The organism is Candidatus Didemnitutus sp., assembly GCA_019634575.1.
In the GTDB taxonomy this organism is placed as follows: Bacteria; Verrucomicrobiota; Verrucomicrobiia; order Opitutales; family Opitutaceae; genus Didemnitutus.
Window position 1 is genome coordinate 228177 of sequence record JAHCAY010000002.1, and the last position, 22713, is coordinate 250889.

Annotated in this window: 18 protein-coding genes and 1 pseudogene; 9 read left to right on the forward strand and 10 right to left on the reverse strand. The window is 66.2% G+C overall.

Features of this window, described 5'->3' with window-relative positions; translation table 11 throughout:
• Positions 1–20: 20 nt before the first annotated feature.
• Positions 21–1685, reverse strand: coding sequence for a hypothetical protein (locus KF715_16020; protein MBX3738202.1), 1665 nt, complete (start codon positions 1683–1685; stop codon positions 21–23).
• A 90-nt stretch (positions 1686–1775) separates the two neighbouring features.
• Between KF715_16020 and def the strand changes: the two genes are divergently transcribed.
• The 3 genes from def to KF715_16035 are packed head-to-tail and all read left to right on the forward strand — an operon-like array spanning position 1776 to position 3579.
• The gene (gene def / locus KF715_16025) at positions 1776–2342 is read left to right on the forward strand and encodes a peptide deformylase (protein ID MBX3738203.1); all 567 of its coding nucleotides are present in this window, start codon (positions 1776–1778) and stop codon (positions 2340–2342) included.
• Complete coding sequence (locus KF715_16030; GenBank protein ID MBX3738204.1) at positions 2339–2902, forward strand: cob(I)yrinic acid a,c-diamide adenosyltransferase; 564 nt, start codon at positions 2339–2341, stop codon at positions 2900–2902. The genes def and KF715_16030 overlap by 4 nt, the downstream gene beginning before the upstream one ends.
• Positions 2903–2952: 50 nt before the next feature.
• A complete protein-coding gene (locus KF715_16035; GenBank protein ID MBX3738205.1) occupies positions 2953–3579 on the forward strand; it encodes a hypothetical protein in 627 nt (208 codons plus the stop codon).
• A gap of 34 nt (positions 3580–3613) precedes the next feature.
• Here the strand turns inward: KF715_16035 and KF715_16040 are convergent, their stop codons facing one another.
• A complete protein-coding gene (locus tag KF715_16040; protein MBX3738206.1) occupies positions 3614–5152 on the reverse strand; it encodes a PhoH family protein in 1539 nt (512 codons plus the stop codon).
• A gap of 283 nt (positions 5153–5435) precedes the next feature.
• Between KF715_16040 and KF715_16045 the strand changes: the two genes are divergently transcribed.
• On the forward strand, positions 5436–6236 hold the full coding sequence (locus tag KF715_16045) for a TIGR00266 family protein (GenBank protein MBX3738207.1): 801 nt from the start codon (positions 5436–5438) through the stop codon (positions 6234–6236).
• Positions 6237–6333: 97 nt separating this feature from the next.
• On the forward strand, positions 6334–6861 hold the full coding sequence (locus KF715_16050; protein MBX3738208.1) for a DUF4199 domain-containing protein: 528 nt from the start codon (positions 6334–6336) through the stop codon (positions 6859–6861).
• A 107-nt stretch (positions 6862–6968) separates the two neighbouring features.
• Here KF715_16050 and KF715_16055 read toward each other — a convergent pair whose 3' ends face one another.
• The 4 genes from KF715_16055 to KF715_16070 all read right to left on the reverse strand — a co-directional run bounded on the left by KF715_16055 (position 6969) and on the right by KF715_16070 (position 9506).
• Entirely contained in the window at positions 6969–7970 is a 1002-nt protein-coding gene (locus tag KF715_16055) for a PDZ domain-containing protein (protein MBX3738209.1), read from the reverse strand.
• Between the two features lie 76 nt (positions 7971–8046).
• Positions 8047–8637 (reverse strand): hypothetical protein, encoded by a 591-nt coding sequence (locus KF715_16060; GenBank protein MBX3738210.1) that lies wholly within the window; start codon positions 8635–8637, stop codon positions 8047–8049.
• On the reverse strand, positions 8630–9145 hold the full coding sequence (locus tag KF715_16065) for a sigma-70 family RNA polymerase sigma factor (protein ID MBX3738211.1): 516 nt from the start codon (positions 9143–9145) through the stop codon (positions 8630–8632). Before KF715_16065 ends, KF715_16060 begins: the two co-directional genes overlap by 8 nt.
• 184 nt (positions 9146–9329) lie before the next feature.
• Positions 9330–9506 carry a hypothetical protein gene (locus KF715_16070; protein MBX3738212.1) on the reverse strand — a complete coding sequence of 59 codons (177 nt, stop codon included), beginning with the start codon at positions 9504–9506 and terminating at the stop codon, positions 9330–9332.
• A 114-nt stretch (positions 9507–9620) separates the two neighbouring features.
• Here KF715_16070 and KF715_16075 point away from each other — a divergent pair, with 114 nt between their 5' ends.
• The 4 genes and pseudogenes from KF715_16075 to KF715_16090 all read left to right on the forward strand — a co-directional run bounded on the left by KF715_16075 (position 9621) and on the right by KF715_16090 (position 15793).
• Positions 9621–10562, forward strand: a complete 942-nt coding sequence (locus KF715_16075; protein ID MBX3738213.1) for a LysR family transcriptional regulator — start codon at positions 9621–9623, stop codon at positions 10560–10562.
• Positions 10563–10601: 39 nt separating this feature from the next.
• Positions 10602–11817 (forward strand): annotated as a pseudogene (locus KF715_16080) (MFS transporter).
• 60 nt (positions 11818–11877) lie between these two features.
• Positions 11878–14484, forward strand: a complete 2607-nt coding sequence (locus tag KF715_16085; protein MBX3738214.1) for a U32 family peptidase — start codon at positions 11878–11880, stop codon at positions 14482–14484.
• A 94-nt stretch (positions 14485–14578) separates the two neighbouring features.
• Positions 14579–15793, forward strand: a complete 1215-nt coding sequence (locus KF715_16090; GenBank protein MBX3738215.1) for a nucleoside monophosphate kinase — start codon at positions 14579–14581, stop codon at positions 15791–15793.
• An 18-nt stretch (positions 15794–15811) separates the two neighbouring features.
• On the opposite strand, the gene KF715_16095 is transcribed toward KF715_16090, so the two are convergent.
• From KF715_16095 to KF715_16110, 4 genes are all read right to left on the reverse strand, one after another.
• Positions 15812–17773 carry a tetratricopeptide repeat protein gene (locus KF715_16095; GenBank protein MBX3738216.1) on the reverse strand — a complete coding sequence of 654 codons (1962 nt, stop codon included), beginning with the start codon at positions 17771–17773 and terminating at the stop codon, positions 15812–15814.
• 7 nt (positions 17774–17780) lie between these two features.
• Positions 17781–20126 carry a hypothetical protein gene (locus KF715_16100; protein ID MBX3738217.1) on the reverse strand — a complete coding sequence of 782 codons (2346 nt, stop codon included), beginning with the start codon at positions 20124–20126 and terminating at the stop codon, positions 17781–17783.
• A 66-nt stretch (positions 20127–20192) separates the two neighbouring features.
• Complete coding sequence (locus KF715_16105) at positions 20193–21428, reverse strand: ABC transporter permease (GenBank protein ID MBX3738218.1); 1236 nt, start codon at positions 21426–21428, stop codon at positions 20193–20195.
• A 2-nt stretch (positions 21429–21430) separates the two neighbouring features.
• On the reverse strand, positions 21431–22681 hold the full coding sequence (locus KF715_16110) for an ABC transporter permease (GenBank protein MBX3738219.1): 1251 nt from the start codon (positions 22679–22681) through the stop codon (positions 21431–21433).
• Positions 22682–22713 lie beyond the last annotated feature (32 nt).

Consider the following 22713-nt stretch of genomic DNA (forward strand, 5'->3'; position numbering starts at 1 on the left):
ACGGCGCGGAGGGCGGCCGGTCAGGCAGTGACGGAGGCCTGCTGGGCTTCGAGGATGAGCTTGCGCTTGTAGTTCCGCACGTGGCGGATTTTCACCAGCGCGACGCAGATGATGCCGAAGAGATTCGACGAGTAGGCGGCGAGGAGATTGGCCTCGATGACGCCGAGCACCTGGAGGACGAGCGCCGTGGCGGTGCCGGCGATGCCGACGTAGAGGCCGCCGTCGAAGAGGTTCTCCTCGTTCTCGACGAGCTTCAGCTTCATCGCGGGTGGGAGCGACTGGCGGTCGACGTCGGCGAGCTTGAGCAGGCAAATCACATACATGCCGACCTGCAGCGCGGCGAAAACGGTGATCGAGAGGATGGTGGCGATGTCCATGGCGGGTGCGTTGGTTGAAACGGGTTTGGCGACGGTGGTGGCGGCCTGCCCGAGGATGGGCACGATGAGGCGGAATTGGTATTCGGTGGCCGCCGCGGCCTTGAGCAGGAACGGCTCGGAGAACACGAAGAAGATGAACGTCAGGATGCTCGCGAGCACGCCGCTGCCCATGCGCGGAAAGGCACCGGGCAGGCGCTTCTCCTCGGGAAAAAACAGGCGCAGGTCGATCGAGCGCAGCAGCAGAAAAACTCCGAGGAGGAAAGCCGCGTATTTCCCGAACAACGCGAGTTCCGGATGGCGCAGGACGAAGCCGGCGCCGAATTCGAACTCCATCCCGGAGGTGTGCACGACGGGCGCCTGCCGCGCGACGAGTTGGCGAACGGCACCCTCGCCGCTCGCGAGCGCGAGCCGGAGATTTTCCGCACCGGGCTTGCCGAAGGCGATGAGGTAGCGCGCCACGCCGTCGGCCGACTTCGTCATCAGCGCGGCGGTGTAGATCACCGGCAGATGCTCGGGCGCGACGCGGGTGAGATGCGCGAATTGCGCGACCGTGCGGGGATTCGAGGCGGTGCGGAGCAGTTCGGAGAGTTGCACCCAGTTGAGCCGTTTTCCGAGGGTGAGGATATCGAGGTAAAGTTCCTCGAGCGCGCCCATCTGGCCGGTGGCGACGGCGGCCTCGGCGAGCGAGCGCACCTCGCGTTGGAGCGTCGGTGAAAGACGCTCGGTCTGCCACAGGTAGGCGGTGAGCAGGATGACGGCATCGAGCGGCTGCCCGCCCGGGCGCATCGCGGGCACGAAACGCTGCGTCGTGGTGAGTTCGCCGGTCTTCAGCAGCGCCTGCACGCCGGGCAGCCGCGACACCGAAAGGTATTTTCGCATCGCGTCGCGCGCCTGCGTGGTGACGAGAAACCTCAGCACCGGCGTGGAGTCGGCGGGCGACGCCGCCGTGCGGCCGACGAGCAGCGGCTCGAGCGCGGGATCCCAGCCACCCCACGGGATCATGTCGCGATGGCGCTTTTGGTAGTCTTCGAAAATGACGCCTACCGCACCCGCGCCCGGATCGTTCACGGCACGCGCCGTTTCCAGGACGAGCTCGGCCGGCCCCGGCCGGTCGAGTTCGAGGAGTTCGCGCGCGAACGTGGAAACGCTCTGAGTGTCGCGTCCGGCCTCGCGCAAGAGCGCGGGGTTGAGCGATTTCACGTTCACCGGAAGCAGCCATGCGACCGCCAGCAATGCGAGCCCGCCCAACACGCCCGCGATCCACGCCGCGGAGACGGTGCGGGGCACGGCGACGGTGGTGGCGGACATGCGGCTGGACATAGCGTGGGGCAGCGTGGGCGAAAACTATTTATTTGCGCGCAAGTTGCGCGGACAAATACGCTGCGCGAAATACGACCCATGCCGCTGCGAATTGTTCACTACGACGACGCCGTCCTCCGCAAAAAGGGCGCGAAAATCACGACATTTGACGCGCCCCTGCGCAAACTCGCGGCCGAGATGGTGGATACGATGCACGGCGCGCACGGCATCGGCCTCGCGGCGCAGCAGATCGGTCAGGCGATTCAACTGTGCGTCATCGACCTGCGGGAGACCGAGGTGGATTTCGACTGGGAACTCGACGGTGCCAAGCCGCCGTTGGAGCTGTTCATGCCGATGGTGATCATCAACCCCGTGATCGACGTCGTGCCCGAACCGCAGACGTCGATGGAGGAGGGCTGCCTCTCTTTTCCGGAAATCCGCGGTGATGTGACGCGTCCCGACGAGATCGCGGTGAAATATCACGACGAGCACGGCACCCCACATTCGCTGCACTGCAACGGTTTGTTCGCCCGCTGCGTCCAGCACGAAGCCGATCACTTGAACGGCGTTCTCTTCATCTCGCGCATGGACAAGGAGACGCTCGAACTGCTCGATCCGCAGCTGAAGGCGTTGAAAAAGCAGACGCGCGAAGCCGCGAAGAAATGACCGGCGCGATGGCCGACTCCGGCAAACCTTCCGCCCGCTCCATCGCCACCCGCACCGGCGACGATGGCACCACTTCCCTGCTCTACGGCCAGCGTGTGCCGAAGCATCACCCGCAGATCGAGGCGGTCGGCGCGCTCGACGAGTTGAACGCCGCCATCGGTTTCGCCAAGGCCACGCAGCCGCAGGGCTCCGATCGTTCGACACTGGAACGCATCCAACAGGAGCTCGTCGCGCTCATGGGCGAGATCGCCTGTGCCGAAGGCGATGCGCCGCGTCACGCCACCTCGAAGTTCGCCAAGATCGATGAACCCGCTCTCGCCCGCCTCGATGCGGCCGTCGCAGCCGTCGAGGCGCGGCAACCGAAATTCGATGGCTGGGCGACGCCCGGCGCCAATCTCCACGCGGCCGCGCTGGACCTCGCTCGCACCGCCGCCCGGCGCGCCGAGCGGCGTGTCTCCGGGCTCGGCGCCCACGGCAAGACCGTGCGCCCGCTGCTGCTGCAATATCTGAACCGGGTTTCCGATCTGCTCTGGCTGCTCGCCCGCGCCGCGGAAAGCTGACGAGGCCCGCGCTTGTCTTCCGCGGAAGAGTGCCCACAAGTTGACCCGTCATGCTATTGCCCATCGTCCTCATCCTGATCGCCGCACTCTTCCGCGTGCTGGGGACGATGGATTTCGCCTGGTCGAACATCTCCCCGATCATGGCGATCGCCTTCTGCGGCGCCGTGTATTTCCGCAAACGCTGGACCTGGGCGGTGCCCTTCGTCGCGCTGTGCCTCTCGGACCTTTACATCAACTGGTTCTACGCGCGCGAATACGGCTACTCGCTCCCGACGGCGGGCTACATCGCGCGCTTCGCGTGCTTCGCGGTGGCGGTGGGGCTCGGCTGGTGGGTATCGACGCGCAAGTCCTGGCTCTGGCTCCTCAACGGCAGTCTGCTCGGCGCGCTGCTGTTCTACATCGTGACGAATTCGCAGTCGTGGTGGTCGGATCCGTTCTACGCGAAGTCGCTCGCCGGCTGGTGGCAGGCGCTGACGGTCGGGCATCCGGAGTTTCCGCCGACGATCTACTTTTTCCGCAACACGCTCTTCGGCGACGTGATGTTCACCGGTCTTTTCGCCGGCATCATGGAATTCATCGCGCAGCGCCGAGGCGAACCGAGCCTGCTGGATGACGAGGAAGGCGAAACCGGCGAAGAAGCGCCCGCCCCCGTCGAGGAAGAGGCGAAGCCCGAGTGAATGAAGCGGCGACCTGCGCGGTCGCCACACCGGTTCAGAGCAGGTCGGCTGCGAGCTCGGCGAGGCGGGAGCGCTCGCCCTTGGAGAGCTTCACGTGCGCGTGGAGCGACTGGCCCTTCATCCGGTTGTGGCAGAAAACGAGGCCGTTGCTGCGCGCGTCGACGTAGGGATTGTCGATCTGCGCAGGGTCGCCGATGAGCACGATCTTGGAGCTCTCGGAAATGCGAGTGATGACGGTCTTCACCTCGTGCGGCGTCAGCTGTTGCGCCTCGTCGAGGATGAAGAAACGGCGGGCTATGGAGCGGCCGCGGATGAAGCAGAGCGCCTCGATCTCCACGAGGCCGTTCTTGATCAGGCGCTCGTAGGGTTTCATCGGCGGCAGGCCGTTGCCGTTTCCGTTGCCGCCACCATGCGCGGGTTGCGGTGCAGTCATGCTCGCCATGACGTCGTCGTGCTTGCGCTTCTTCTTGCCGACTTTCTTCGCGGCGAACTGCGGATCCTTCGGCGGCTTCGAAGGCATGAGCACTTCAAGCGCATCGTGATAAGGCTGCAGCCACGGCTTCATCTTCTCCTCGAGCGAGCCGGGGAGGAAGCCGATGTCTTTGCCGAGCGCGATGACCGGGCGCGAGATTGAGAGACCGTCGTAGCGCGCGTTCTCCGGATCGGTGATCTGGTGGAGCGCGCAGCCGGTCGAGAGCAGCGTCTTGCCGGTGCCGGCCTTGCCAAAGCAGGTGATGAGCGAGATGGAGTCGTCCATCAGCGCATCCATGAAGAACTGCTGTTCGAGATTGCGCGGGCGGATCGGGATGCCGCCGGGCGCCTTGACGAATTCCGGAAAACGCAGGCGGCGCACAACGCCTTGCCCGTAGTAACGCCCCGGAGCGGTCTTGCCCTCGGGCGTCATGAGCAGGACGTATTCGTTCAGGTAGAGTCGCTTCGCGACGTCGTCGCCGACGGCAAACTGTCCCTCGGAGAAGAAGCGCTGCATCGCGTAGACGTCGAGCGAGAGCGTCTGATACGAATCGGTGTCGGGCGCCTCGGGGACCTTGTCGTTGAGGTAATCCTCCGCCTCGAGCCCGACGGCACGGGCCTTGAGCTGCACATTGACGTCCTTGGTGACAAGGATCGTGGGCGGCGGAAAGGTCTCCTGCACGAAGAGCGCGGCCGCGATGATGCGGTTGTCCTTCTTCGTGAAATCCGAGACGACGGCGCGCAGCCGCTGCATCGCGGGCGTGGACCAGTTGTTCTCGACGAGGTAGCGGTTGATGATGATCGAGAGCGTGCCGCCGTTCGGCAGCTTCACACCCTCGTGCATCGAGTGCGAGTCGGGCAACAGCTCTTGCAGGAGCCGGTGCACGCGGCGGGCATTGCGCCCGCGCTCAGTCGATTGCTCGCCCTTGATGGCATCGAGCTCTTCCAAAACCTCGACGGGGATCGCGAGGTTGTTCTCCTCGAACTTGAAGATCGACTGCGGATCGTGCAGCAGGACGTTCGTATCGAGAACGTAGGTTTTAACCTTCGTGCCAACGTGATGCTGCGGTGGATTGTAAACCCCACTCAGTGTGGATTCCATCGACGTGGATAACTTGTGAGCAACCCATGTATCCCTCTGGAGGCTTTGTAAATGCGATAATCGCAAATTTGTGAAAATTCCGCGTAAACACCGCGCCGGGCGGCAGGGATTCCTCCGGCGGCACATCTCGCAGGCGGACTGCGCCGAGCTTGCGAAGCGGTGCGCGACGGACGGGCCGACGCCCGGTGATGCGCACATCGGCGCGCAAGCCGCGTGGAAAAGCCCGGCCAAATTCAACCTGAGACCGCGCGACTTTTCTGCGACGCTGCGGGTCCTTTCCGCCATGAATCCAATGCACGTGATCGACTATCGCATCAGCGGCGACGACATGCAGTTCGTCGAAGTTGAGCTCGACCCCAACGAAGCGGTGATCGCCGAAGCCGGTGCCATGATGTTCATGGACGACGGCATCGAAATGGAGACGATCTTCGGCGACGGCACCCAACAGAACCGCGGTTTTGTCGGCGCGCTGCTCGGCATGGGCTCGCGCGTGCTCACCGGCGAGTCGCTCTTCATGACCGTCTACGGCAATCGCTCCGCGCAAAAACGCCGCGTGGCGTTCGGCGCGCCTTATCCCGGCAAGATCCTGCCGATGCACCTCGGCGAGATGGGCGGCGAACTCATCGCGCAAAAGGACGCGTTTCTCTGCGCCGCCAAAGGCGTCAGCATCGGCATCGCATTCCAGAAACGCATCGGCGTGGGCCTCTTCGGTGGTGAGGGTTTCATCATGCAGCGCCTGAAGGGCGACGGGCTGACTTTCGTGCATGCCTGCGGCATGCTCCACGAACGCACCCTCGCGCCGGGCGAGACATTGCGCGTCGACACGGGCTGCATCGTCGCGCTCCAGCCGAGCGTAGACTACGACATCGAATTCGTCGGCGGCATCAAAACGGCGCTGTTCGGCGGCGAAGGATTGTTCCTCGCGCGCCTGCGCGGCCCGGGCAAGGTGTGGCTGCAATCGCTGCCGTTCTCGCGTCTCGCCGGACGCATCGTCGCCGCCGCACCGCAAACCGGCCGTGGCGGACGCGAGGAAGGCTCGATCCTCGGCGGCCTCGGGCGCGTGCTCGACGGCGATAACCGCTGACGCCTCTTCCGCTCTCCGGCTCTGCCGCCCATCCGCGCGCAGAGCCGTTTGTCCTTCGCGGATTGGCAAACCCGCGCGGGCGTGCCATGCACGAAGCATGGGCACAAAATTCTTTTATGCACTGATCCTCACGGTCGTCGGCGCGGCATTCCGCCTGCTGATGTTCTTCACAGGGTTCGAGACAGAGAAGCTCGCCACGGGCCAATACCTGAACTGGGTGATGCTGCCGGTGGTGTTCGCGATCTATTGGTTCGCGCTCAAAGCCATCCGCGACGAACGGCCGAACCAGGCGATTTCCTACGGCCAAGCCGTCGGCAATGGCACGTTGCTGGCCCTGATCGCGTCCATCATGTCGGCGGTCTACAACTTCATTCACCTGAAGTTCATCAACACGAGCTTCGCCGACTATCAGCTCGAAGTCATCCGCTCCAAGTGGGCCGAGCAAGGCATGTCGGAAGACCAGATGAGCAAGGCCGAGGGCTTCGTGCGCATGACGCTTTCGCCGGGCGCACAGGCGATCGGCACGATCTTTTTCGGCGTCATCTTCGGATTGATCATTGTCCTGATCGTCGCCGCCTTCGTGAAGCGCGCCGCGCCCGAAGGGACCGAGCCGCCGCCGATGTGAGCGAGCGTCCCTGATTTCAAGAACGAGCGAGGCCGCCCGAGTAACCGGGCGGCCTCTTTCGTTTACATACCCGACGCGGCTAACACCTCGCGTCGAAAGTCTGGCGCTCAGAACGACGGCTGCAGGCGGATGCTGCGGCGGATGGTCGTGCCGGTCTTGGTCTTGTCCGGCTTCACGGCCGCGCCTTCCTGCTCGAGCGATTCGTCCGCCTCGAAATCGATGCTCGCATCGTCGATCTTGCCGAGACGTTTCTTCACTTCCGCGGGCAGCTTGGCGCGCTCGTCGTCCGTGTTGATCGGCCCCTTGAAGGTCACGTTGCCCTTCGCGTCTTTCATCGTGAGTTCGCGCTGGCCCTTCGACGCGGTGACTTCGATCGAACCGTCGTCGTCGGAGTAGGCGAAGTTGCCTTCGGCCATGTTCAGCAGCGAGGAGCCGCCGTGGCGTTTGACCATGTGGACGCGCGGGCCGGCAAACCAGTTGCCGCGCTCCCGGCCGATGATGCGCAGGACGTCGTTCAACTCGTCGCGCGCGATGCCGGGCAACTCGCGCAGGCGCTCGACGGCGGGACCGTCGCCTTGGAAGAACTGAAACGCGCCGCCATCGACGTCACCGCCGCGGAAGCCGAACATCCGCGGGAGCTCGCGCTCCGCGAGTTTGGCGGTGACGGTCATTTCCTTGCCGCCGCGCACGAGCGTGAGTTTCACCTCGTCGCCCGGCTTCTTCGCGCGGATGAGCACGCTGAGCTGCCGGGAATCGACGAGCTGCTGATCGCCGAGCTTCGTGAGCACGTCGTGCTCTTTCAACACGCCGACCGCCGGGCTGTCTTCGGCCACGCGGCGCACAACGAGGCCCATGCCGTCGCCGAGGCCGAGCTGCGATGCCAACACTTCGGGCAACGGACCGGTCTCGACGCCGAGGAACGTGACCTTTTCGACGGGGAGTTGCTTCTCGGATTTCTCGCCTTTCTCGATCCGCACATGGATCGGATCGCTGACTTGGATGCGCACGACGTTGGGATCGACGTGCCGGACGACGGTGGTCGCGGAGGCCGACACGGCGAGCGCGCCGCCGACCACGGCCGGGAGGATGTAACGGAGGGAATGCTTCATTTTTCGGAGTGGGATTCGGGTGACGCGTCGGTTTGCAAACCGAGTCCGGCGCGCCACCCAGGTTGGGTTTGCAAAATCAATGGAAGCTCGCGGGGAGCACGCGCACCTCGTCGCGCGGCACGCTCCATTTGAGCGAGGCGTTCGTGGCGGGATTTTTCCAGGTATAGGTGTCCACGTAGCGCGCGCGGATGCGCCGCCCCGGCGTGTTGTCGTCGAGCATCACCGGGCCCTCGTCCTTGAGGTCGTAGAGCACGTTCGCCGCCTTGACCGGGCGGTAGGTGTCGACCGCCGCCAACGCGCGCGGAGCCGACGCCGGTGTCGACTCGATCGGCGGCGAGTCCACTTTTTCCGACTGCGCCAGACTCGGCGCCGTCGCCGAAGCCGCGAGGAGCGTGTCGCGCGAGATTTGCCAGCGCCAGACGCCGACCGACACCGCCAGTGCGACGGCGGCGGCCGCGGCCATTTGCCAGCTGAACCATTTCCACGAGCGCAGGGTCGTCGCCGATGCGTAGCGCGGAGCCTCGCGGATCGACCGGGGCGATTCGCGGGAGTCGGATTCCGCGTGGGAGAGCTCGTGCTCGACCCGGGCACGGAGCAGAACCGACGGACGCCGCGGGCGCAGCGCCTTCAGCTCGTTTTCCAGATCCTGGAGCGATGTGTCATCCATAACTGAGCGGCTTCAATTCCTTGCGCAGCGCGCCGAGTGCGTAGCGGTAGCGCGATGCAGCGGTGTTGGGCGAGACGTCGAGCATCTCGCCGATCTGTTCGAAAGTGAGTTCTTCCCAAATCTTGAGCACGAGCACCTCGCGCTGTTCGTCGGGCAACCGTTGGAGGGCGGTCTCGATTTCGACCCGACGCTCGTCACCGTCGCCCGGCAGCGGGTCGAAGATCCCTTCGCGCTCCTCGAGGCCGCCGTCGGCTTTTTCCTCGCGTGCGAGCCGCCGGCCTTCGCGACGGGCGAGATCGAGCGCGGCGCGACGCACCGAGGTGATGAGGAGCGCCTGCGGATCGCCCGGCAGCTCGCGCTGATGGCGCCAGTAACGCACAAAAGCTTCCTGCACGACATCCTCGGCGTCCGCCAGCGAACGGGTCCATTGCCGCGCACAGAGCAGCAGCTTCGGGCCGTAAGCTTCGAACCAGTCTTTCCAGGATGGGGATGCACTGCGGGCCTCCATGGGTGGTTGTTTCCTGAAAAGCGTCATACCCCGGCCGTTTTGTTTATCCGGACCGCGAATCGGCGCAACCGGGCAAAAAGAAAGGGCCGGTCCTGGACCGGCCCCGCGTGGAGGGAAAATAGAGAGGCCCGGGCTACCCCTAACCCGGGCCTCATTTGCACACTATGCTTTCGGCTGAAACTCTTTAGGAGGTGCGCTTCGCACCGTCGAAGGCCGCGAGGCCCAGGATACCGACCGCCGCGACGTAGGCGATGACGAGGCCGACCAGCGGGAGGTCGGTGTTCACCTTCGCGAGTTCCGCGAAGACGGCGGCGAGGGTGGCGGTAAGGGCGGCGGACTGGAGGAGATTCTTGGCGTTCATGTGGGTGAACCTTTCTGTTTCGTGGATGAGTTGGTTGCTTTGCTGCCCAGAGAATACGGCAAACCTTGCAATAGGAGAAATACTTCGTTTCTATGCATCTCATAGTTTTATCCGATGGAAATCTACCAACTTCGTTACTTTGCCGCGGTCGCCGAGACCGGCAACTTTACCAAAGCGGCGAGCCGTAGTTTTATTTCTCAACCATCTCTTAGTCAGCAGATTTTGAATCTTGAAGAAGAGCTCGGGCAGACGCTTTTCCATCGCCTTGGTCGCAAAGTCAGCCTGACCCCCGCCGGCGAACTCCTCCTTGAGCGAGCCCATCGCATCATCGCCGAGGCCGACGACGCCGTCCGCGAACTAAAGGAAGACCCCGCGCAAGGCCACCGCGTCTCGGTCGGGGTGATCCCGACGGTCGCCCACTTTTTCCTCCCCGCCATCCTCGCCTATTGCCGGGCGAACGAGGTCAAGCTCCACCTCCAAACCCGCGAAGACTTCCGTCCCACGGTCGTCCAAGCCGTCTTGGACGGCGACCTGGAATTGGGCGTCGTCCCGCTGCCGGTCAACGAGCCGCGCATCGAGACCTCGATGCTCTTCTCAGAGCCCTTGCTGCTCGCCATCGCAGCCGACCATCCGCTCGCCACAGCCCCCAACGTCACGCTCGAAGACCTGCGCGACCAGGATTTCATCATGCTCGGCACGGGCTCTTCGACCGCCACGCAAGTGCAACGCCTGCTCGGCGACCACGATTTCGAACCCCGGGTGCTGCACCGCGTCGCCCAGCTCTCCACGGCGAAAGCGCTCACCGCGCTCGGCGTCGGCATCAGCGTGCTGCCCCGCAGCGCGCGCACCGCCAACGATCCCGCCGGCCTCGTCTACCGCAAATTCTCCGGCAAAGTGCCCATGCGCGAGATCGCGCTGATCCGCCACTACCGACACCATCACACGAAAGGCGCGAAACTCTTCACCGACGCCGCCCACGCCGTCGTCGGGCCGATGCAAACCGCGCAGGCGCAAACCACCCCGCCCTTTCGGACACTGGGCAGCACGCAAAGCTGAGTTGCGCCACGCGCATTTCTGAGGACGCTGCGCCGCTCCATGTCCGGAACTCCCCGCATCCACGAACGCCTGCTGCTCTTCACCTTGGCGGCCGTGCAATTCACGCATGTGATGGATTACATGATCCTGATGCCGCTCGGCTCGCACCTGATGCGCGTCTTCGACATCAGCCCCGGCCAATTCAGCCGCTTGGTCGCCGCCTACTCGCTGGCCGCGGCGCTCACAGGTTTCATCGGCGGCTTCGTGCTCGATCGCTACGACCGGAAACGCGCCCTGCTCTTCCTCTACTCGGGCTTCGGCCTCTCGACCCTGGCCTGCGCGCTCGCCCCCACTTACCACTTCCTGCTCACCGCGCGCTTTGCCGCGGGCGCCTTCGGCGGCCTGGCCGGCTCCGTCGTGACCGCCGCCGTGAGCGATGTCGTCCCACCCGAACGGCGCGGCGCGGCCATGGGCGTGGTAATGACCTCCTTTCCGATCGCGTCCGTGCTGGGCGTGCCGACCGGCCTCGCGCTCGCCGGCTACTTCGAATGGCATGCGCCGTTCTTCCTGCTCGCGGCCATGAGTCTCGTCATCGGCGTGATCGGCTGGCGCGCCCTGCCCGCCCTGCCGCCGCATCCGGTCGACCAGAATCCCTGGCGGCAAATGCGCGAGATCTGCACGCACCCGATCCACCTGCGCGGCTTCGCGCTCTCGGCGGCGCTCGTCTTCGCCGGCGGCTGCGTCATTCCGTTCATGGCGCCGTCGATGGTCACCAATGTCGGCCTGACCGAGGCGCAACTCCCGCTCGTCTACCTCGCCGGCGGCGCGTTCACGTTCTTCACGATGCCGTGGTTCGGGCGCCTTTCGGATCGCCATGACAAACTGCACGTCTTCGCGATCGTCACCGTGCTCGCCTGCGTATCCGTCCTCGTGCTCACACGCCTGCCGGTCGTGCCGGTTGCCATCGCCTTGCTCGTGACGACCGCGTTCATGATCGGCATGTCGGGGCGTTTTCCGCCCGCGATGGCGCTGATCACCAATTCCGTCGAAGCGCGGTATCGCGGCGGCTTTATGAGCGTCAACTCCGCCATCCAGCAAGGCGGCAGCGCGCTCGCCAACTCCATCGCTGGCATTTTCATCACGCGCGAAGCCGTCAGCGGCCGCCTCGAAGGTTACCCGCGCGTCGGCTACCTCGCCGTGCTGGCCTTCCTCGCCGCGATCTATCTCGCCGCGCGACTCCGCGCCGCCGCTCCGCACGCCGCTCTTTCGTCCGCGACCGCCCGCATCGCCTGACGCGTTCGCGATTGCGGCCGGCGCGCCGCGCGCTAACAGAGGCGTGCACGTGTCCACCACCGCCTCAGCTCAACCTGCTCCGCCCGCCTCCGCGTCCGCTCCCGCGCGCCCGGAAATCCTCGCGCCGGCCGGCGACTGGGAATGCGCCAAAGCCGCCGTCGAAAACGGCGCCGACGCGATCTATTTCGGCCTCGAACGCTTCAACGCCCGCATGCGCGCGCACAACTTCACCGTCGCGGACCTGCCGCGCCTGATGGAGTTCCTGCACCGCCGGGGAGTGCGCGGCTACGTGACGTTCAACACGCTGGTGTTCGCGGACGAGCTCGCCGACGCCGAGCAATACCTCCGCAGCATCATCGCCGCCGGCGTCGACGCCGCGATCGTGCAGGACGTCGGCATCTGCCGCCTCATCCGCGCGCTGTCGCCGGATTTCCCGATCCACACCTCCACGCAGATGACGGTCACCAGCGCCGCCGGCGTGCAGTTCGCCCGGGAACTCGGCGCCAATCTCATCGTGCTCGCACGCGAAAACTCGCTCACCGAGATCGCCGCCATCCAAGCCGCGCAAAAATCCGCCGCCGTCTCGCTGCCACTCGAGGTCTTCGTCCACGGCGCCCTCTGCGTCGCCTACTCCGGCCAGTGCCTCACCAGTGAATCCCTCGGCGGCCGCTCCGCCAATCGCGGCGAGTGCGCCCAAGCCTGCCGCATGCCCTACGAGCTGATCTCCGACGGCGCGCGCGTCGAACTCGGCGACCGTCGCTATTTGCTCAGCCCGCAAGATCTCGCCGGGCTCGAAATCCTGCCCGACCTCGTCCGCGCCGGCGTCGCCTCGCTCAAGATCGAAGGTCGTCTCAAATCCGCCGAATACGTCGCCAACATCACCCGCGTCTACCGCGCCGCGCTCGACCGCGCGCTGCGCGACGCCGGCGTCGACGTGCCCGAACGCCCGCACGCCCACGGCGCCGCTTTTGATCCCGCCTCCGCCCGCTACGACCTCGAGATGAGTTTCTCGCGCGGCCTCTACACTGGCTGGTTCCGCGGCATCAACAATCAGGAGCTCGCCCACGCGCGCTTCGGCACCAAGCGCGGCGTCTTCCTCGGCATGGTCACGCGCGTCGGCGCGGATTTCGTCGCGCTCGCACTCGAAGCGCCGCTGAAGCCGGGCGACGGCCTCGTGTTCGACGCCGGCAATCCCGAGGTGAAAGAGGAAGGCGGGCGCGTCTACCAAGTGCAGCCGCGCGGCGCGGAAACCGTGCTGCGCTTCGGCCGCGGCGACATCGATTTCGAACGCGTGCGCACGGGTCACCGCGTCTGGAAAACCAACGACCCCGAACTCGACCGCCGCCTCCGCCAAACCTTCGAGGGCGACCAAATCCGCTTCCGCCGTCCGATCACCCTCGAAGTGCACGGTCACGTCGGCGCGCCGCTGACGCTCATCGCCCGCGACGCCGAGGGTCACGTCGCCCAGGCGCACTCCACCACGCCGCTCGCGCCAGCCGAAAAGCAGCCGCTCTCCACCGAGCGCCTCCGCGACCAACTCGGCCGCCTCGGCGGCACGCCGTTCGAGCTCGGAGAATTTTCCAACCGCCTCGAAGGCGCCGTGCACCTCGCCGTCAGCGAGCTCAACGAACTCCGCCGCCGCGTCGTCGCCGAACTCGACGCCCAGCGCGCCGCGCCGAAACGCTGGACGCTCTCTGCGACACCGGTGGGAGCGAGCTTGCTCGCGGCCTCGCGCGCAGTCGCAAGCAAGCGCACTCCCACAGCGGACTCCGAGCTCATCGTCGTCATCCGCCACCTGCACCAGCTCGACGCCGCGTGGGCCACCGGTGTGCGCACGATCTACGCCGAGTTCGAGGACCCGAAGAAATACCGCGACGCCGTCACGCGCTTCCGCGAGCTCCGCGCCTCGGACCCCTCACGCAGCGACGCGACGCTCTGGGTCGCAGCGCCCCGCATCTTCAAACCTGGCGAAGAGTGGATCCTGAATCAGGTGCTCTCGTGCGAAGCCGACGGCTATCTCGTGCGCAACCACGACCACTTGCGCGTCTTCAGCGAAAAACGCCGCCGCGGCGATTTTTCGCTCAACGTCGCCAATCCGCTCACCGCCGCCTACTACCGCGAGCGTTACGGCCTCGAGCGCGTCACCGCGAGCTACGATCTCAACGTCGCCCAGCTCGAAGCCCTTCTCCACGGCGCGCCCGGCGAGTGGTTCGACATCACGCTTCACCAGCACATGCCCATGTTTCACATGGAGCATTGCGTCTTCTGCGCGTTCCTCTCTGCCGGCACGGACTACCGCAACTGCGGCCGGCCCTGCGACAAGCACGACGTCCGGCTGCGCGACCGCATCGGCGCCGAGCATCCGTTGAAGGCCGACGCCGGCTGCCGCAACACCGTCTACAACTCCCGCGCGCAAACCGGCGCCGAGTTCGTCGACCGCCTCCTCGCACTCGGCGCCCGGTCGTTTCGCATCGAATTCCTCAACGAGTCGGCCGACGAACTCCAGCGCACCGTCGGCCGCTATCGCCAGCTGCTGCGCGGCGAGATCAGCGGCGCGGAGCTGTGGCGCGAGTTCAAGCTCATCAACCAGCTCGGCGTCACCCGCGGCCAGCTCGAAGCCACGCCCCAGCTCCTGCGGAAGAAGACCTGAGCGCATCGTCCATATTTCCGCTAATCGCCGTGTCACGCGGGCCTTTTTTGTCGCGTCGCCCGGGCGGCATTCTACGCTGCGCCCGACCGTTCGCATGAGCCAGACACCCGCCCAAGCCCCCGTTCCCAAGCCCGTTTCCGCCTCGCCTGATCTCGAGATCAAGGACGCCGTCGTCATTTTCGATCCCATCTGGGCGGATCTCGAAGCGGACTTCGGCCGTGAGAACCTGCGCTTCCCCAAGGAGCTCATTCTCCTCGGCGGCGCACCCGGCGCCGGCAAAGGCACCAACACGCCCTATATTCTCAAAGCCCGCGGCCTCACCTGCCAGCCGATCGTGATGAGCGCGCTGCTCGACACGCCGGAGATGAAACGCCTCAAGGAAGGCGGCAACCTCATCGGCGACCGCGAGGTGCTCAGCGTCCTGCTCCGCCAGCTGCTCAAACCCGAGTATCGCGACGGCGTCATCCTCGACGGCTTCCCGCGCACCAAGGTCCAGGTCGAGTGCCTGAAGATGCTTTACGAGAAAATGATTCAGCTCTGGCGCGAGTTCTACGGCACGCCGCTGGGCATTCATTTTCGCCAGCCGATCGTCCACATCGTCGTGCTCTTCGTCGACGAGAACGAATCGATCTCGCGCCAACTGAAACGCGGCCGCGAATCGAAGGCGCACAACGCCGAGGTCCGCACTTCCGGCCGCGGCGAGCTCTGGGAAGAGCGCGCGACCGACTTCGACGAGAGCCTCGCCGCCCGCCGCTACCGCGTGTTCAAGGAGCAGACGTGGGACGCGCTGCTCTCGCTCAAGGACGTTTTCCACTACCACCTCGTCAACGCGCAGGGTTCGCTCAACGAAGTCGAGAAAGCCATCGCCGAGGAACTCGCCTACCAAAGCTCGCTCGAACTCGACCCGCGCACCTACGACCAGCTCCGCACCCTGCCGCTCGCCAGCGAGATCGTCGTCCACGCGCGCCAGGAACTCGTGAAGCGCCTCGACGGCTACGCGCTGAACCACCCGGAACTCTTCGCCCGCGTCATCGCACTGATCGAGAAGAAGATCATGCCGATCGTCATGCGGCACGCGATCTCGGGTCACTCGAACGTGAACAGCGAGGACCCGATCCTCGAAGAGGCGCAGGCCCTCGCGATGCTGATCGATATCTTCTCCGAGCGCGGCTACCACGCGGTCGTCGACATCATCCGCGTCGACGTGCCCGACCGCTTCGACCTCGCCACCGGCAAGATCCACTGCCGGCAGAAGAAGGTCCACCGCTTCATCATCAAGTTCCGCGGTTCGGAATTGCGCCGCGGCTGAGCCGCGGCGCCGACGCGGCTACTTTTTCCCGTCCCCGGTCTTCTCGAGTGACGGGCCTTCGGCTTCGCGCAACAGCACGACCGCGGCCTTCTCGCCGGGGAGCAATCGCACGATCTCGCGCGCGAGTTGCAAGGCGAGATCGCCCTCGCCCGCCGCGATGTAGTCGCGGACGAGCCGGAACGCCGCGGCGCGCGACGCTCCGGGTTTCAACACCAGATCGCGAAACACGATCGTCGCCGCCGGTCCCTGTTGGAGTGCCCGGCGCGCGCGGTATTCGCGCATCGCCAGCTGCGGTTCGATTTCGGAAAGCCACGCCGGCGCGCTCTTGCGCACGCCTTGGATCAACCACACCGCGTTCTCCGCGTCGTCGCGGCGGAGCGCCAGATCGATCGCGGCGATCGCTTCCGCCCCGGAATTGAAATCGGATTCGGACGCCGCCTTCGGCTTCGCCGCCGCGGTCGGTTCTGCGACGGTCTCGCGCGCGACGCGCAGCGCCAGTCGGGCGCTCTGTTCGCGCAGCTCGTCGTTCAGCGGCGCGAAACGCGTGGCCGTCTCCGCCAGCTGCGCCGCGGCGCGCCAGTTGCCCGCCTTTTCCAGCGTGCGCAGCACCAGCAGCACCGTCCCGGTCGGCACCCGCGCGCCGGTCAGCGAGAAGTGATTGATCAACGCGGCGGTCTGCGTGGCGCGGTCGCTGCCCGCAGCGCGAATCGTCCGCGCCAGCAGCTCAGGCACCGTTCGCTGCGCCTCGAGCAGTTGCGGGAGCGTGTTCTCCCATTGATCGAGCAACCGCTCCGCCTCCGCGAGCTCGCCGCGCCGGAGCATCAGCTCCGTCGTGTGCACCTGAAACGCGAACGGGTTGAACCGCTTGCGCGCCGCGATGCGCTGCGCGCGCAGCAGCGTGCCCGGCAAATCGAGCCGCACCGCCAGCGCGCCCAGTGCCTGGAGCGTCGTCTCGTCGCTCTCATGGAAGCGATAGATCTCCTCCTCCACCGCCTCGCGCCGCAGCGTGCGCTTCAATTCGTGCCACGCCTCGAAGGCGAAGAGCAGCGCCGTCGCGGGCCGCGGCGCCTGCGCCTTCAGCCGCCGCAACGCCGTTTCCAACGCCTCGGAATCCTGCGCAGCCAGGGCGATTCCGACGTCGAGACGCGGGCTGCGCGCGGGGTCCGGCGGCACCAGCGCGAACAGCGCCGCCGCTTCCGCGCCGCGCCCCAGCGCGTGGAGCGCCGTCAGCGTCAGCCTCACGTTTTGCAAGCCGCTCACGCTCGCGAAATCCCGCGGACTGGTCTGGAGCAACGCGAGCGCCCCCGCGGCGTCGGACTTGCCCAACAACAGCGCCGCCCGCGCATTCACCACCACGGCGCGCGCGGCGGCGGCGAGCTCGGGCTTGCGCCCCGGCGCCAGCAACTCCTCGCTCCGGGACAGCGCGAGCGTCACCGCACCGTTCTCGCTCCACAATTCGAACAGCGCGCTCAGGAGCTCCGGTTGATCCGGCGTCGTGGCCAAACCTTGTTCCAGCAGCTTCGCCGCACGCACCGGATCGCCCACCGCGAGCAACGCCGCCAATTGCATCCGCCCCGCGACGTTGCCCGGCGAGCGCGCCAGTCCTGCCCGCAGGTTGAACGAGGCCTCCGCGTATTTCCCCTCCGCGATCTGTTTCATGGCCGCAGCGACCATGACGTCGCCGCGCTGCTGTCGGAACTGGTCCCAGCGCAGCGGCGCGAGCGCGATGTCCTGCCAGCGCAAGCGCGTCTCCGGCTGGCGCGCCCACAAGTGGTGGACCGTCGTGACCGCCGCCGCGTAGCCGCCGACCGTGAGCGCAAACAGGAGCACGGCGAGCCGCTTCCAATAAATCACGAACTCCCACACCGGGACCGTGCCGATCGAAATGTGGAAACGCACCGCCCAGAGCAGCCACAGGTGACGATCGGTCGTCGCCAGCTTGCGCTGCCACGCGGAGGAAAGACGCACGTGTAGTTTCATGATTCGCCTATTCCCCCGGACGCGGCGCCTCGATCTCGCGCAGCAGGCTGGCCGCCGCCTTGTCGTCCGGCAACAGCCGGACCGTCTCCCGCGCGAGAACGCGGGCCGACTCGATCTGGCCTTCCGCCGCGAGGCTGCGCACGAGCTTGAACGCCAGCGAACGCGAGGCGCCCGCGCGCACCGCGAGTTCCTTGTAGGCCGCGAGCGCCAGCGGACGACGATCGAGCGCGAGCCAGACGCGCACTTCGCTCGCGCCGAGATCGGCGCGGGAGGACGCGAGCCATGCAGGCGATTTCTGCTTCACGTATTCGAGCACACGGCGCGCTTCGTCGGCCTTGCCTTGACTCAGCGCGCGGTCGATGGCGGCCAGCGTCGCTTCCGCCGTCTGGGTGGTCTTGGCGAGGTCGTCGGAGATCTCGATCGCGCGCAGCGCCTGCGCAACGGCGGCGGGCGGACGCAGGGCGGCGAGTTCGTCGCGCACGACGCGTGCCTCGCTCTCGCGCTGCCGTTGCGCGAACTGCGCCCCAAGTCGCGCGAGGCGCAACAAATCGGCCTCCGTCCGCGGACGATCCAGGAACGCGTGGAGCACCGCGCGGGAGGTCGTCGCGTCCTGCGAGAGCAGCGTCAGCTCGACATCGCGCACGGCGAGATCCTCGGCCGCCTTGGGCAGCCAAGCCGGCCGCGCGGCGCGGATCGCGCGCAGCAAATCGCGCGCACTGCCGAACGCGCCCGAAGCGAGCGCCGCGTCGATGCGCTCGAGCGCGAGCGCCGCGGTGCCCGGAATTTCGACGGCGGCCAATTCCGGCGCGCCGCCGGTTTCGACTCGCGCCGCCGCTTCGTTGGCCGCGCGCCGTTCGGCGGCCGCCACCACGCCGGGCCGGAGGCGAAGCAACGGATCGGCGTAGGGGTAGATGCGCAGGCCGAGATCGACAACCTCGCGCGCGGCGTTCGCGTGGCCGGCGCGGCCGAGCACCTTCACCGCGAGTTCATACATCGGCGCGGTGGCGCGACCGCGCATCTCGACGAGATGGCTGGTGAGGCCGGTGATTTGTTGCTCGCCGCCCGCCACGCTGGCCCGCGTGAGGCGGTTGATGAACTCCGGATAAAATCGCTGGGCCGGCGGCAGGGTCTCGATGCTCGCCTCCCACTCCCGCAGCCGCTGGAACGCCTCGTCGAAGTCGCCGCGCCGCAAGGCCAGCTCGGTGAGATGGACGCGAAACGCGAACGGGCTGAGCCGGTTCGCCACCGCGATCCGCTCCGCCCGTCGCACGGCGTCGGGCAGGTCGAGATTCACCGCCGTCGCGGCAAACAACTGCAGTGCGCCGTCGTTGGTCGCGAAAAACTCGAAGAACTCCTGCTCCGTGAGATCGCGCAGCGTGAGACGCTTCATGCGGTGCCAGGCGGAAAAGGCGAACACACCGGGTATCGGCTGGCCGGGCGCCATCGCCTTCATGCGACGCAGCACGGATTCGAGCGCCGTCGCATCGCCCGCGTCGATCGCGAGCTCGGCTTCGGTTCGCAGCTCGTCCATCCCGACGCGTTTCAAAGTGGCAAACAACCGGCGCGCCTCGTCGCGGCGCCCGAGCGCGCTCAACGCGCTGACGCGCAGGCGCGTGCTGCGGCGCTCCTCGACGGTCTCGTCGCCCGGCGGCAGCGCGGCGAGCAGCGCCTCCGCGGCGGCGGCATCGTGCGCTCCGAGCAGCAGCGACGCGCGGGTGTTGGCGACGAAGCGGCGCGCCACGGCATCGAGCGCCGGCGTGTGCGCGGGCGCGAGCAGGTCGGCGGTGAGGTCGAGCAGGCGGTTCTGCGACTGCGTGGCGGCGAGATGGCCGAAGAGGACGCGGAACAGCTCGAGGTCGCCGGGAGCGTATTTCAGACCATCCTCGAGGAGCGTGAGCGCCCCGGCGGGATCGGAGCCGGCCATCATGCGGGCAAGATTGACGCGACCGGTGACATTGCCCGGCGAGCGTGCCAGGCCGACGCGCAAGCCGTAATAGGCCTCGACGTAATCTCTGGCCCGCAATCGCAGGAGCGCCTGGGCGATGGCGGTGTCGCCGCGTTTCTGCCTCAGGTGTTCGCCGCGCACCGGAGCGGTCGCGATGTCGAGCCAGGTGACTTCGTTGCCGGGCGTGCGGTTCCACCACAGGAACAGTGCGGTGGCGGCGATGAGATAGAGCGAAACGCCGACGACGGCGGCGCCGGCGAACGCTCGCTTCCAATACAGTTCGAGGTGCCAGGTGGTCGTCTTGACGCGCTCGCGGCGCAGCGCGAGCGTGCGCAGGAGCCAGATGCGGCGGTCACCCGGGGGCAGGTCGCGTTTCCACGCGGAATTGAGCTTCAGCGAGAGTTTCAAGGGCGCCCGACTTCAACGTGCGCCCGCACGCGCCGCAACAGCGCAAATGCCAAAATTGCGCGCGTGCTACTCGAAACGCAGCGCTTCGATCGGGTCGAGCGAGGACGCCTTCCAGGCGGGATAAAAACCGAAGCCCACCCCGATGCCGGAGCACACGAGAATACCGATGAAGGCCCAGTTCCACGGAAACACGACCGAGGCGTTCAGCATCATCGCGAGTCCATTGCCGGCAGCGACGCCCAGCAGGATGCCGACCAAGCCGCCGCTGAGCGAGATGACGACGGCTTCGACCAGAAACTGGGTGAGGATATTCTTCTTACGCGCGCCGATCGATTTGCGGATGCCGATTTCCTTCGTCCGCTCCGTGACCGAGACGAGCATGATGTTCATGATGCCGACGCCGGCGGCGAGCAACGCGATGCCCGAGATGACGAACGAGCCGGCGGCGACCGCGTCGGCGACCTTCGCGAAGGCGGCGATGAGCGAGTCGTTCGAGTAGACTTCAAAATCGTTTTCCTTTTCCGCCTGCAGGCCGCGGACGGTGCGCATGACCGTGATGGCCTTGTCGAGGGTCTCGTTGTAGACCTGCTGCGTCGGCGCCTGCGTGGCGATGCTGATGGAGCGATGCTCGGCGCCGTAGTCGGCGAAGAAGCGCGTGATCGGAATGATCGCGATGTTGTCCGAGCTGCCGCCGAAGGCCTGGCCCTTCGGAGCGAAAACGCCGATGACGATGTAGGTGCGCTCCTTGATCTTGATCGTCTTGCCGAGGGCGTTTTCCGCGGGGAAGAGCTTCGTGACGATGTCCTGGCCGATGATCACGACCGGGCGCGACAGCTCGATGTCGCCCGGCGTGAAGTTGCGGCCGATCTGAACGTCGAACTGGTTTGCGGTGACGAAATTTTCGTCGCTGCCGCCGAAACGGACGTCGGGTGTGGTCTTGCGTCCGCCGTAGGTGGCCTGGCCGCCGTCGTCGAAGATCTTCAGGCAAATGACGTCGGCGATGCCCTCCATCTCGCGCTTGTAGCGCAGCGCCTGGTCGAGGGTGATGTCGCGCCGCATCTGGTAGCGCCGGCGTCCTTCGGGACCGCCGCCGCCGAACACGGGATATTTGGCGAACTGGAAAATGTTCGAACCGAGAAAGCTCAGGCCGGTCTCGATCGACGAGCGCATCGCGGTGACGGTCGTCATCACGCCGATGACGGAGAACACGCCGATCGTGATGCCCAGCATGGTGAGCACGGAGCGGAGCTTGTTCACGCCCAGCGACCCGAAGGCCATCTTGAAGATTTCGGAGAGTTGCATGGTTACTCGTAACGCAGGGCCACGACGGGATCGAGGCGCGAGGCGCCCCAAGCCGGGGCGAAGCCGGAGACGACGCCGGTGATGACCGACACCATCACGCTGATGACGACGAGGTCGGGCGAGAACGCCACGGGGAAATTCGGTGCGGCTTCGCGGACCATGAGGAAGAGCGAAAACGAGATGCCCATGCCAATGACGCCGCCGATGAGGCAGATTGAAACCGCCTCGACGAGGAACTGCATGAGGATGCTGCGGCGGCGCGCGCCGAGGGCCTTGCGGGTGCCGATCTCCTTCGTGCGCTCCTTCACTGACACGAAGGTGATGTTCATGATGCCGATGGCGCCGACGAAGAGTGACAGACCGGTGATGAACAGGCCGGCCAGCGCGATGCCATTCTTGACCGGATCGAGCTGCGCCTTGAAGGCCTGCTGCTCGTTGATGGTGAAATTATCGCGCTCGCCCGGCTTCTGGCCGCGCACGCGGCGCATGGCGCCGACGAGCTCCTCCTTCGCCTCGGCGAGGCGGGTCTTGTCGGCGATCTTGACGCGGACATCGACGCCGCGGCGGACGGAGTTGAACTTCGCGTAGGCGTTCAACGGCACGAGCACGAAGTTATCCATGCTGAACATGCCGAGAAATTCGCCCTGCTTGGCGAACACGCCGATGACCTCGAAGGGCTGGCCGTTGATCGCGACCATCTGCCCGATGGGCGTGCGGCCCTGGAAGAGTGCCTCGGCGACGTCGAAACCCAGCGTGCAGACCTGGCGGCCGCTGGCGGCCTCGGCATCGTTGAACATGCGGCCTTCCGCGTAATCGGTGCCGGTGAGCTGGGCGTATTCGGCCTCGGTGCCGCCGGTGAAGACGCCGCTGATGCGCACGTCGCCGAATTTCACCGTGCTCGAGCGTCCGGCAAAGGGGACGGCGAAGAGCAGCTCGGACTTTTCGGTGGAAGCAATGATGCGGTTCAAAGCCGCGGCTTCGCGCGCCTGCGGGTTCGGGCGGTTGACGTAGTTCCACCAATCCTCGACGCCCGCCCACGGCCACTTCTGCACGTAGAGGACGTCCTCGCCGAGCATGGCGAGGCTGTTCTGGAAGCCCTGATCGATGCCGCGGATGGCGGTGCCCATCAGCGTGACCGCCACGATGCCGATGATGACGCCGAGCGCGGTGAGGACGGAGCGCATCTTGTTCGCGCGAATCTGCGCCCACGCGATGCGGACGGACTCGTTGAACTCGTAGATGAGACGTTTCATGGCGACGAGGATGGCTGGGCGGAGGCTCGGAA